The following is a 12,156-nucleotide window of genomic DNA, read 5'->3' as shown; positions in this document are numbered from 1 at the left end:
GAATCGCTGGCCATCTCAGCCCCACACCCTAGCTCTGGTAGCCACATGCTTGAGGACATACGGGCGCGGGCGATGGTTGCACGACTCACCGGCTACCCGCGATAGGGCGGAAATCTACCGGTCAGGTCACGCACCTCCGTACGGACCTTCCGCGCCTCCTCGCCGTCTTCACGCAGCGCCGCCGTGAAGAGTGCCGCGATCCGCGCCATCTCGCTCTCGCCCATGCCCTGGGTGGTGACGGCAGCGGTGCCCAGCCGGATGCCGCGCCCGTCCCCGTACGGCAGTGCGCAGGTGTCGAGAACCATGCCCGCCGCGGCGAGACGGCCGCGGGCCGCCTTGCCCGCCACGCCCAGCGGAGCTGGATCCGCGCTGATCAGATGCGTGTCGGTGCCGCCGGTCAGCACGGACAGGCCCTCCGCCGCGAGCCCGTCGGCCAGTACCCGCGCATTGGCGACCACCTGATGGGCGTACGCCGCGAAGGCCGGCGTCGCCGCCTCACCGAAAGCGACAGCCTTGGCGGCGATCGTGTGCATCTGGGCGCCGCCCTGGGTGAAGGGGAACACCGCCCGGTCGATGCGTTCGGCCAGCTCGGAACCGCAGAGGATCATCCCGCCGCGTGGCCCGCGCAGCACCTTGTGGGTGGTGGCGCACACCACATCGGCGTACGGGACAGGGCTGGGGGCCGCGCCGCCGGCGATCAGGCCCATGGGGTGGGCGGCATCGGCGATCAGATAGGCGTCCGCCTCGTCCGCGATCTCGCGGAAGGCTTCGTAGTCGGGATGGCGGGGGTACGAGATCGAACCGCAGACGATGGCCTTGGGCCGGTGCTGCCGGGCCAGGGCGCGGACCTGGTCGTAGTCGATCAGTCCGGTCTCGGCGTCGACGCCGTAGCCGACGAAGTCGAACCAGCGCCCGGAGAAGTTCGCGGGTGAACCGTGGGTGAGATGGCCGCCGTACGACAGTCCCATGGCGAGCACGGTGTCACCGGGCTTGAGCAGCGCCGCGTACGCCGCGAGGACCGCGGAGGAGCCGGAGTGCGGCTGCACATTGGCGTGTTCGGCGCCGAAGAGAGCGGTGGCGCGCTCGACGGCGATCCGCTCGGCGGCGTCGGCCAGCTCGCAGCCCCCGTGGTGGCGGGCGCCGGGGTAGCCCTCGGCGTACTTGTTGGCGAGCGGGGAGCCGAGGGCGGCGAGGACCGCGGGTGAGGTGAAGTTCTCGGCGGCGATGAGCTGAAGGCTGTCGCTCTGCCGCCCCAGCTCCCCCAGGATCACTTCGGCGATCTGCGGGTCCTGTCGGCGCAGGGCGTCGAAATCCGCGCCGGGGGTGGTAACGCGGACGGCATCTGGTGCAGCGGTGACCGGCATCTGTGGCTCCAGCTGAACGGATCGTCCTCGCGAGGTGAATCCCAGTGGAAACCAATGTAGGCCGGTGCGAGGCGCGATGCGCGCCGATCGTCTCCGCGAGCCCTCACTGCCGCGCGGAGACGCCCGTCAGAGCCGTCACCACAGGGTCCAGCGCCTGGTTGATCTCGTCGCCGATCGAGCGGAAGAACGTGATCGGCGCACCGTACGGGTCGTACACCTCATCGGCGTCCGGGCTCGGTGCCAGCAGCCAGCCGCGCAGCGCCGCCGCCGCCCTGACCAGGGCACGAGCGCGCTCGACGACGCCTTCGCGCGGGTCCGGCAACGTTGCCGGGTCAATCGCCCGTACAAGCCGGGTGAACTCCTTGAGCGTGAAGGTGCGCAGACCCGCCGAGTGACCCATCGAGATCACCTGCGCGCGGTGGTCGCGCGTCGCGGTGAGGACGAGGTCGGCGCGGATCACATGCTCGTCGAGGAGTTCACGGCCGACGAAACCGGTCGCGTCCGCGCCGAAGTCGGCCAGGACGATCTCGGCGTTGGCCTCCATCGGGGCGCCTTCGTGGCCCCAGGTGCCGGCGCTCTCCACGATCAGGCCGCCCGTCAGCGGATCGCCGAGGCGGTCGCTCAGGGCATGGCGGGTCAGCCGCTCGGTGATCGGCGAGCGGCAGACGTTGCCGGTGCTGACGTGGAGGATGCGGAAAGTGGAGATGTTGCTGACGGATTCCGCTATGCCACGCCCCTCAGGGGCGGTCAATTGGCCACCTCGAGGTCGGGTACGACCTTGCGCAGCTCGTCCGCCGAGAGTGCTCCCGCGCGCAGCAGGACCGGGACCTTGCCGGTGACGTCGACGATCGAGGACGGGACGATGCCCGGCGTCGGGCCACCGTCCAGATAGACCGAGACCGAGTCGCCCAGCATCTCCTGCGCGGCGTCACAGTCCTCCGGCGCGGGATGTCCGGTGAGGTTGGCGCTGGAGACGGCCATCGGGCCGACCTCGGTGAGCAGCTCGATCGCGACCGGGTGCAGCGGCATCCGGATCGCTACGGTGCCCCGGGTGTCGCCCAGGTCCCACTGCAGCGAGGGCTGGTGCTTGGCGACGAGCGTCAGCGCGCCCGGCCAGAACGCGTCGACCAGCTCCCAGGCCTGCTCGGAGAAGTCGGTGACCAGGCCGTGCAGGGTGTTCGGGGACCCGATGAGGACAGGGGTGGGCATATTGCGGCCGCGCCCCTTGGCCTCCAGCAGGTCGGCGACTGCCTCGGAGCCGAAGGCATCCGCACCGATCCCGTACACGGTGTCGGTGGGCAGCACGACCAGCTCGCCGCGGCGGACGGCCGACGCGGCTTCACGCAGACCAGTCGTACGGTCGGTCGCGTCGTTGCAGTCGTATCGCCGTGCCATTTAACGGCCCTCCTCGAACAGGGTCTGGAGATGATGCTGCGGGTCAGGATTGCCGGTCACGGCATGGCCTTGCGTGCGGTCGCGAAGCGCGGTCGCCTGTTCAGGTCGGGGTGGTCGGCCGCGTCCGCCCAGCCGGCCTCCTCGTTGAAGATCCACGGCACCTGGCCGCCCTGGGTGTCGGCGTGCTCGATGACCACCAGGCCGCCGGGCCGCAGCAGCCGGTGAGCGGTGCGCTCGATACCGCGGATGGTGTCCAGTCCGTCCTCGCCGGAGAAGAGCGCCATGTCCGGGTCGTGGTCACGGGCCTCGGGCGCGACATACTCCCACTCGGTGAGCGGGATGTACGGCGGATTGGAGATGACCAGGTCGACCTGGCCGTCGAGTTCCGGCAGGGCGGTCAGCGCGTCGCCCTGGTGGACGGTGACGCGCGAGCCCTCGGCGTTCTTACGGGTCCATCGCAGCGCGTCCTCGGAGAGCTCCACTCCGTGCACACGCGAGCGCGGCACCTCCTGCGCCATGGCGAGCGCGATGGCCCCGGAGCCCGTACACAGATCGACGATGAGCGGCTCGACGACATCCATGGCCCGTACGGCGTCTATGGCCCAGCCGACGACCGACTCGGTCTCCGGGCGCGGTACGAAGACGCCGGGGCCGACCTGCAGCTCCAGGAAGCGGAAGAAGGAACGTCCGGTGATGTGCTGGAGCGGCTCACGGGCCTCGCGGCGGGCGATCGCCTCCCAGTAGCGGGCGTCGAAGTCCGCGTCCTTGACGTTGTGCAGCTCTCCCCGCTTCACGCCGTGCACGAACGCGGCGAGCTCCTCGGCGTCGAAGCGCGGCGAGGGCACGCCGGCGTCGGCCAGCCGCTGGGTGGCCTGGGCCACCTCGGCAAGCAGCACAGATCGGGGGGACGGGGGTCGTCCCCCGGGAGTTAGCTGCACGCTGGTCCTCCGGGGCTGGGGCGGTGTGCTGGGCTTACTGGGCGGCGGCGAGTTTGGCGGCGGAGTCGGCGTCGACACAGGCCTGGATCATGGTGTCCAGATCCCCGTCGAGCACCTGGTCCAAGTTGTACGCCTTGAAGCCGACGCGGTGGTCGGAGATCCGGTTTTCCGGGAAGTTGTACGTACGGATCTTCTCGGAGCGGTCGACGGTACGGACCTGGCTGCGGCGGGCGTCCGAGGCCTCCTTCTCCGCCTCCTCCTGTGCCGCGGCAAGCAGCCTGGAACGCAGGATACGCATCGCCTGCTCCTTGTTCTGGAGCTGACTCTTCTCGTTCTGGCAGGAGGCGACGATGCCGGTGGGCAGGTGCGTGATGCGCACCGCGGAGTCGGTGGTGTTGACGGACTGGCCGCCGGGGCCCGACGAGCGGTAGACGTCGATCCGCAGGTCGTTGGCGTGGATCTCGACGTCGATCTCCTCCGCCTCGGGCGTCACCAGGACGCCTGCCGCGGAGGTGTGGATACGGCCCTGGGACTCGGTGGCCGGCACCCGCTGCACGCGGTGCACTCCGCCCTCGTACTTCAGCCGCGCCCAGACGCCCTGTCCCGGCTCGGTCGCGCCCTGGCCGCCCTTGGTCTTCACCGCGACCTGGACGTCCTTGTAGCCGCCCAGCTCGGATTCGGTGGCGTCGATGATCTCGGTCTTCCAGCCGACGCGCTCCGCGTAGCGCAGATACATCCGCAGCAGGTCACCGGCGAACAGGGCGGACTCGTCGCCGCCCGCGCCGGCCTTGACCTCGAGGATGACGTCCTTGTCGTCGCTGGGGTCGCGCGGTACGAGCAGCAGCCGCAACTTCTCGGTGAGCTCCTCGCGCTGCTTCTCCAGCACCTTGACCTCGGCGGCGAAGTCCGGGTCGTCGGCGCCCAGTTCACGCGCGGTCTGGATGTCGTCCCCGGTCTGCTTCCAGGAGCGGTACGTGCCGATGATCGGGGTCAGCTCGGCGTAACGCTTGTTGAGCTTGCGCGCGTTCGCCTGGTCCGCGTGGACCGAAGGGTCGGCGAGCTTCTTCTCGAGATCGGCGTGCTCGCCGATCAATTCCTCGACCGCCTCGAACATCGGGTGCTCCTGGTTTTGTACACGAAGGGGGCTGCTCAGAACGGACAAAGCGCCGGCCTCGGCCACCCCGAGCAGGGGCGGCCAAGGGCCGGCGCAGTGGCTCGCTACTTCTTGGCGGAGCCGGCAGCCTTGCCGAAGCGGGCCTCGAAGCGGGCCACACGGCCACCGGTGTCGAGGATCTTCTGCTTGCCCGTGTAGAACGGGTGGCACTCGGAGCAGACCTCGGCCCGGACGGTGCCGGACCCGATGGTGCTACGGGTGGTGAACGACGCGCCACAGGTACAGCTGACCTGGGTCTCGACGTACTCGGGGTGGATGTCGCGCTTCAAGGTGTCTCCTAGTTTCGGGAGGGCACCGGGTCGTACGCGCGGATTGCTCGTACGTGAACCGGGGCCGACGTACCAGTCTGCCAGGACTGGCCGTATCTCCCAAAACCGGGGTCGGGCCGGAGGTATTCCCTGCCGCGGTCAGTGGCTCTGCACAAGGGAACCGGCAGCGCCCTTGTCGCCGGCGGAGTCCTTGACCGCGGCGGCGGGGATCGGCTTGTCCTGCTTGAGCGCCGCCCAGACCTGACGGGAGGCCGCCTTGAGCGGGATCACGCGGTTGGGGTCGGCCGGGTCGTACTCCACCGGCATCGTGATCATGTGCACGTCCTCGGCGCCGAGACCGCTGAGCCCCTTGGCGAAGCTCATCAGCTCCTGCACCGAGTCGAGCTCGGAATCGGGCGTGATCGCCTTGGTGGCGGTGTCGGCGACGTCGAAGAGCTTCTTGGGGTTGGTGAAGACGCCGACGTCCTTGACCTGGTTGATGAACGCCTTCATGAACGCCTGCTGGAGCTGTATTCGGCCGAGGTCACTGCCGTCGCCGACGCTCTTGCGGGTCCGTACGAGACCGAGCGACTTCTCACCGTTGAGGGTGTGCGTGCCGGGCTTCAGGTGCAGATGGCTCTTGGAGTCGTTGATCGGCTTGGTGGTGGTGATCTCCACGCCGCCCAGCTTGTCGATGAGTTTCTTGAAGCCCGTGAAGTCGACCTCGATGTAGTGGTCCATGCGGATGCCGGACATCTTCTCGAGGGTCTTCACCGCGCAGGCCGGGCCGCCGACCTCGTACGCGGTATTGAACATGGCGCGCTTCTCGCCGGAGACGGAGCTGCCCTTCGCGTCGGCGCAGCGCGGTCGGTCGACGAGGGTGTCGCGCGGGATGGAGACAACGCTGGCCTTCTTGTGGCCCTCGTAGACGTGCACCATCATCGCGGTGTCGGAACGGGCGGCACCTTCGTCGACGCCGTACTCGGAGTTGGCGCCGGAGCGGGAGTCGGAGCCCAGGACCAGAATGTCCATGGAGCCGTTGTCGACGTTCTCGGGGCGGTCGGTGCCGAGCGCGGCGTTGATGTCGACGCCCTTGATGTTGCCGTTCAGCTTGAAGTAGACGTATCCGAGGCCGGATCCACCGACCAGCACCAGACCTGCTGCGGACCACGCGGCAATGGTCATCGCCCGGCGGCCCCTGCTGGGCTGCCTGCGGCGCTTGCCGCGGCTGCGTATTCGGCTTCCGGTGCTGCTCTGCTCGCCCATGCTCTCCTCGGCTCTCGCTGTTCCCGCTACCCCCTGCCGTGGTGAACAGGCACGGTTTGTCGGTACTTGTCGGACACATCGGTCAGACGGTGAAGAAGCAAGAAGGGTTGCACAGGGAGCTAAGAGCTCCGTAAGAAAGCGCTGTGCCCACCGTGCGAGGCACGGTGGGCACAACTCGGCGTGTGCGCTGGGGCTTTAGCCGAAGAGGTTGTACGCCTGCCAGCCGGTGCCGAAGGCCACCCGTGTGGCGAAGATCCCACCGGTGGACTTCCCGTTGCCCGGGTAGAGCCAGAGCTTGCCGGTGGTGTCACGGGCGAAGAGGTCGGCGTTTCCGTCGCTGTTCACGTCGCCGGTGGTGACGAGCGCGTTGAAGGAGGTGCCGAAGGTGGCGACGAGGCGGCGGGCCGCGAACGCGCTGCCGGCCTTGCCGGTGCCCGTGTACAGGTAGGTGGAGCCGCCGGCGCCGCGGGCCAAAATGTCGGCCCGTCCGTCGCCGGTGAAGTCACCGTGACCGCGGACCATGCTGTACTGCCCCCAGCCGGAGCCGATCAGGATCGGCGCGGCGAAGGCGCCGGTGCCCTTGCCCGGGTAGAGGTATGCGTTGCCCGCGGAGTTGACGGTCATCATGTCCGGCAGATCGTCGCCGGTCAGGTCGCCGGGGACCAGGATCTGCTTGTGCGTGCCCCAGGCCTTGGCGATGAGCTTCGGGTCCAGTTTGGGGTCGTAGGCCCAGTAGACGTCACCGTTCGGCGCGCGGAAAATGAGGTCCTGGTAGTCGTCGCGGTTCAGGTCGGCCTGAACCATCAGGGTCACACCACCGAAGGCGCCGTGGTTGAACTGGCGGGTGAGGCTGGTGATCTTCGAGGTCCAGCCGAACAGCGTGCTGTCCGACGCACGGCGGGCCAGCAGGTCCGCGGCGTGGTCGTTGCTCCAGTTGCTGTCGTTGACCCGGGCCCGGATCGGGGCCGAGTACGTGCTCACCTTGGCGTAGACGCCGTACTTGCCCGGGGCCGAGCAGTTCGCGTCACCCCAGGAGACGAGGCCGACGAGCTTGCCGCCGGCCACCAGCGGGCCGCCGGAGTCACCGTTGCAGGTCGTCTCGGTGGTGCTGTCGTCACCGGTCGGCGCGGCTCCGGCGCAGACCATGTGGCCGACGACGTAGTCCGAGCCGTACGCGGTCTGGCAGGCGGCGTTGGAGTTGATGTCCGCGTCGGCGACCTTGAGGGTCTGCGAGGAGCTGTTGGGCTCGGTGGAGCTGGTGCGGCCCCAGCCGTACACCTTGGCGTCCGTGCCCGGCGTGTACAGAGCGGTGTCCGTGTTCTGCATGATCGGCAGCGGCGTCACGGAGACCGGCGCGTCCAGGGTGAGCACGGCTACGTCGTTGTCGACGGTGACCGCGCTGTACTGCGGGTGGTTCCACTGACGGTAGGCCCCGCGGACCTGCCCGCCGTGGAAGTCGAAGATCGCGTCGCCGTTCGCGTCCTTCTGGCCGGTGTCCGTGGGCAGCTGGTCGGTGCCGGTGATGACCGACCCGGTCGCGTACCACTTGATGCCCTTGACGCAGTGCGCGGCGGTGGCGACCTTCGTCGGGGCGACGACGACGCCACCGCAGAAGTAGCCGGTGCCCGCGTCGTCCTGGAAGTAGAGCTGAGCCATCCACGGCGCCGCCGAGATGGTCGTCTCCTTGCCGCCGATGATGCGGGCGCTCGGCGCCGACCTCGTGTCGGGCGACGACGAGGCGGAGGGCTCCTTGGCGAGGCTGCGCTTGCTTGCCTTGCCTGCGTTTATCGCGCTGATCGCGCGGCTGCGCAGTTCCGACTGCGACAGCGGGTCGGCCTGTTGCCGGGCGCTGATCTGCGGGCCGCCGGCCTCGGCGGCCTGCGAGCCGGACATGGCCAGTCCCGTGCCGACCAGAGCGGCGACTGCGGCAACGGCCGCCGGTACCACGACTCTCATACGGCGCTTGTGCCGACCACCACGGGTGCGAATCTGCACTCGGTAACCCCTCGGGTTGAACCGGCGGGGCGCACTCGCCCTACCGGAAGACAAACGGGTAGCGGTGGGGCATACGAGTAACAGGGCAGTCCGGATCCGAGGCCCCCCGGCCTCTCTCGGTACTGCGGCGGACCCCCACCAACCAGGGCATGTTACGCCCGTCAAATGGGCGTTGACCAGCGGCTGGTGAGGCGTACGGGAAAACGAGACCGCCCCGTCACTTTCGTGCCGGGGCGGTCTCGTTCACTGCGAAGAACGTCAGTCGTTGCCGTTCCCGGCGGACGGAGTCGTCTTCTGGATCTGCAGCAGGAACTCGGCGTTCGACTTCGTCTGCTTCATCTTGTCCAGCAGCAGCTCGATCGCCTGCTGCTGGTCGAGCGCGTGCAGCACCCGGCGCAGCTTCCAGGTGATGGCGAGCTCGTCGCTGCCGAGCAGGATCTCTTCCTTACGGGTGCTGGACGCGTCCACGTCCACCGCCGGGAAGATGCGCTTGTCCGAGAGCTTCCGGTCGAGCTTGAGCTCCATGTTGCCGGTGCCCTTGAACTCCTCGAAGATCACCTCGTCCATGCGCGAGCCGGTGTCGACCAGCGCGGTGGCCAGGATGGTCAGCGAGCCGCCGTCCTCGATGTTCCGCGCGGCACCGAAGAAGCGCTTCGGCGGGTAGAGCGCGGTCGAGTCGACACCACCGGAGAGGATGCGGCCGGAGGCGGGCGCCGCGAGGTTGTACGCACGGCCCAGGCGGGTGATCGAGTCCAGCAGGACGACCACGTCGTGACCCAGCTCGACGAGACGCTTGGCGCGCTCGATGGCCAGCTCGGCGACCGTCGTGTGGTCCTCGGCCGGGCGGTCGAAGGTCGAGGAGATGACCTCGCCCTTCACCGACCGCTGCATGTCGGTGACCTCTTCCGGACGCTCGTCGACAAGGACGACCATCAGGTGGCACTCGGGGCTGTTGACGGTGATCGCATTGGCGATCGCCTGCAGGATCATGGTCTTGCCGGTCTTCGGCGGGGCCACGATCAGGCCTCGCTGGCCCTTGCCGATCGGCGACACGAGGTCGATGATCCGGGTCGTCAGGATGCCCGGGTCGGTCTCGAGGCGCAGTCGGTCCTGCGGGTACAGCGGGGTCAGCTTGTTGAACTCCGGGCGGCCGCGGCCGGATTCGGCCGCCATGCCGTTCGCCGAGTCCAGGCGTACGAGCGCGTTGAACTTCTCGCGGCGCTCGCCGTCCTTCGGCTGACGGACCGCTCCGGTGACGTGGTCACCCTTGCGCAGGCCGTTCTTGCGGACCTGGGCGAGGGAGACGTACACGTCGTTCGGGCCCGGCAGGTAGCCGGAGGTCCGGATGAACGCGTAGTTGTCGAGGATGTCCAGGATGCCCGCGACGGGGATCAGAACGTCGTCCTCGGAGACCTGCGGCTCGTTGCCGAAGGTGTCCTCGCGGCCACGACGGCCACGACGGTCGCGGTAACGGCCACGGCGTCCGCGGCGGCCGCCCTCGTCGTCGAAGTCGTCCTGCGGGCCCTGCTGACCACCCTGCTGACCACCCTGCTGGCCGCCCTGGCGCTGCTGGCGCTGGCCGCCCTGCTGGTCGTCGCCCTTGCCACCGCGACGGTCGCGCTGACGGTCACGGCGGTCACCGCGGTCGCCGCCGCGCTCACCACGCTCACCGCGCTGGCCCCGGTCCTGGCGGTCGCGCCGGCCCTCGGCAGTGTCGGCGGCGGCCTCGGCCTTGGCGTCCGGCTGGGCGTCCGTCTTGACGTCCGTCTTGACGTCGACGCCCGTCTCGGTCCTGACCTCGGTCCTGACGTCGGCCTTGGGCTCGCTCGTGGTGTCCGGGCTGCCCGCCTGGGCGGTGGCCCGACGACGGCGGCGCTCACCGGCGGCCGGCTGGTCGTCGCTGGCCGGCTGACCGGGAATGTCGATCTGCTGCTGGGCGACGGCCTTCTCGGCCTTCTCGGCCTTGTCCGCCTTCGCCGCAGCGGCCGTGGACTCGTCGCCCGTGCGCGCCTTGGAGGTGGCGCGCCGCTTCGGCTTGGTCTCGGCCGCGCCGGTGCCCGCCTCGGCGCTCTTCGGCGCGGACGAGCCGCCGCCCGCCTGCGCCTCCTTGATGACCTCGATCAGCTGGCTCTTGCGCATACGCGCGGTGCCCCTGATCCCGAGGCCGGACGCGACCTGCTGCAGCTCGGCCAGGACCATGCCCTCGAGGCCGGTGCCGGAGCGGCGGCGCCGTGAGGTGGTGCCAGAGGCAGCACCTGCGGCGGGCGCGGCGGTGTCGACGTTGTTGTCGGCAGTCACGCCCATCAGATCGGTGGTGTCGCTCACGAAGGGTCCTTCCCTGGAGCGGACGTCGGCCTTCTGGCTCGGCGACCGGTTGTGCTGTCCGACGTCGGTCCTGGTTTGCGAACCGTGTCGGAGCGATGGTCCCGCCGGCAATTAACGGCGGAGAGATATACGTGCAAAAGCCCGGCCCGAGGTTCCCCCTGCTCGGCCCACTCCTGGAAAAGCGAGGGGTGTCGTGCCGTTTCCGGAGCGTGCTCGAAACTGCTCAGGCAGGCTGCTCAGGCAGGGTCGGGGAGGCTCCCGGAAGAATGTTGGTCCCGAATGGGGACACTAAGCACCGCGCCACAAAAACGTCGGCTGCAGACTTGAGGTTAACACTACCGGCTCCAACAAACATTCCCCCTCTCCATCACCGGCAATCTTGGTGTCGCTACTGGGCGAGCGGCAGAACACTCGCTCCCGCGGCGTCGAAGGTGAGCCGGTTGGCCGCCCACCCCTCGCCCGCCAGCCGTGCGACCTTGTCGGCCACACCGTCCTCGGTCAGCGCGAGCACGGTGGGGCCGGCGCCGGAGATGACTGCTGGGACGCCGTCGGCGCGCAGTCGGTTGACAAGTTCCGCGCTCTGCGGCATCGCCGGGGCGCGGTACTCCTGGTGGAGCCGGTCCTCCGTGGCGGGCAGCAGCAGCTCGGGACGCCTGGTCAGCGCCTCGACGAGCAGGGCGGCGCGGCCCGCGTTGGCGGCGGCGTCCACATGGGGGACGGAGCGCGGAAGCAGTCCGCGCGCGGTCTCGGTGAGCACCGGCTTGCCCGGGACGAAAACCACCGGAACGACGGAATCGGCAGGATCCATCCTGATGGCGCGCGCCGCTCCCCCGTCGGTCCAGGCGAGCGTGAAGCCGCCGAGCAGACACGCGGCGACATTGTCGGGATGCCCCTCGATCTCGGTGGCGAGCTCGAGCAGCGCCGCGTCGTCGAGTCTGGCGTCGCCGCCTATGGTCACCGCCCGGGCGGCGACGATGCCGGCGCAGATGGCTGCCGACGACGAGCCCAGACCGCGCCCGTGCGGGATGCGGTTGGCGCAGACGACCTCGAGCCCGCGCGGCTGCCCGCCGAGCAGGTCGAAGGCCGTACGCAGGGAACGTACGAGCAGATGGCTCTCATCGCGGGGAAGCGTCGTGGCGCCCTCACCCGCGATGTCGATGTGCAGACCGGAGTCCGCGACCCGGACGACCACGTCGTCGTACAGCCCAAGGGACAGCCCGAGGGCGTCGAAGCCCGGGCCGAGATTGGCGCTGGTGGCGGGGACGCGCACTCGGACGGCGGCGGCGCGGAACGCTGGACCGGCCATCGCTCGATGACACTCCTTGGTTCTGACTGCGAGATTTTTTCGAGAGGTACGAACACCCGTGGGCCGTAACGGCAACAACACCGCGGCATATGCGGCGGGGCGGGATCAGGTACAGCCTATCGAAGGAAGGTTGAGTGGCGACATA

10 protein-coding genes are annotated in these 12,156 nt (G+C 69.2%); all 10 read right to left on the bottom strand.

Annotated elements, in window-relative coordinates; all coding sequences use genetic code 11:
* Positions 1–92: 92 nt before the first annotated feature.
* Complete coding sequence (glyA, locus tag AB0D12_RS11985) at positions 93–1,364, bottom strand: serine hydroxymethyltransferase (RefSeq protein ID WP_362680041.1); 1,272 nt, start codon at positions 1,362–1,364, stop codon at positions 93–95.
* Positions 1,365–1,467: 103 nt separating this feature from the next.
* Positions 1,468–2,115, bottom strand: coding sequence for a protein-tyrosine-phosphatase (locus AB0D12_RS11980; RefSeq protein ID WP_362680039.1), 648 nt, complete (start codon positions 2,113–2,115; stop codon positions 1,468–1,470).
* The gene (locus AB0D12_RS11975; protein ID WP_327326104.1) at positions 2,112–2,759 is read right to left on the bottom strand and encodes an L-threonylcarbamoyladenylate synthase; all 648 of its coding nucleotides are present in this window, start codon (positions 2,757–2,759) and stop codon (positions 2,112–2,114) included. Before AB0D12_RS11975 ends, AB0D12_RS11980 begins: the two co-directional genes overlap by 4 nt.
* A gap of 56 nt (positions 2,760–2,815) precedes the next feature.
* Positions 2,816–3,697 (bottom strand): peptide chain release factor N(5)-glutamine methyltransferase, encoded by an 882-nt coding sequence (gene prmC, locus AB0D12_RS11970; RefSeq protein ID WP_362680036.1) that lies wholly within the window; start codon positions 3,695–3,697, stop codon positions 2,816–2,818.
* A gap of 34 nt (positions 3,698–3,731) precedes the next feature.
* Positions 3,732–4,811, bottom strand: coding sequence for a peptide chain release factor 1 (prfA, locus tag AB0D12_RS11965; RefSeq protein ID WP_327326101.1), 1,080 nt, complete (start codon positions 4,809–4,811; stop codon positions 3,732–3,734).
* 104 nt (positions 4,812–4,915) lie between these two features.
* Positions 4,916–5,140: a 50S ribosomal protein L31 gene (rpmE, locus tag AB0D12_RS11960; RefSeq protein ID WP_362680033.1), complete on the bottom strand. Its 225-nt coding sequence runs from the start codon at positions 5,138–5,140 to the stop codon at positions 4,916–4,918.
* A gap of 138 nt (positions 5,141–5,278) precedes the next feature.
* The gene (locus AB0D12_RS11955) at positions 5,279–6,385 is read right to left on the bottom strand and encodes an LCP family protein (RefSeq protein WP_362680031.1); all 1,107 of its coding nucleotides are present in this window, start codon (positions 6,383–6,385) and stop codon (positions 5,279–5,281) included.
* A gap of 195 nt (positions 6,386–6,580) precedes the next feature.
* Positions 6,581–8,341 carry a trypsin-like serine protease gene (locus AB0D12_RS11950; RefSeq protein ID WP_362680028.1) on the bottom strand — a complete coding sequence of 587 codons (1,761 nt, stop codon included), beginning with the start codon at positions 8,339–8,341 and terminating at the stop codon, positions 6,581–6,583.
* 297 nt (positions 8,342–8,638) lie between these two features.
* Positions 8,639–10,705, bottom strand: coding sequence for a transcription termination factor Rho (rho, locus tag AB0D12_RS11945; RefSeq protein ID WP_362680026.1), 2,067 nt, complete (start codon positions 10,703–10,705; stop codon positions 8,639–8,641).
* A 388-nt stretch (positions 10,706–11,093) separates the two neighbouring features.
* A complete protein-coding gene (gene thrB / locus AB0D12_RS11940; protein ID WP_362680023.1) occupies positions 11,094–12,011 on the bottom strand; it encodes a homoserine kinase in 918 nt (305 codons plus the stop codon).
* Positions 12,012–12,156: the final 145 nt, after the last annotated feature.

This window comes from Streptomyces sp. NPDC048479 (assembly GCF_040651435.1).
Taxonomy (GTDB): Bacteria; Actinomycetota; Actinomycetes; order Streptomycetales; family Streptomycetaceae; genus Streptomyces.
The sequence above is the reverse complement of the archived record's forward strand: the minus strand, read 5'-3'. Positions and strand labels throughout refer to the sequence as shown.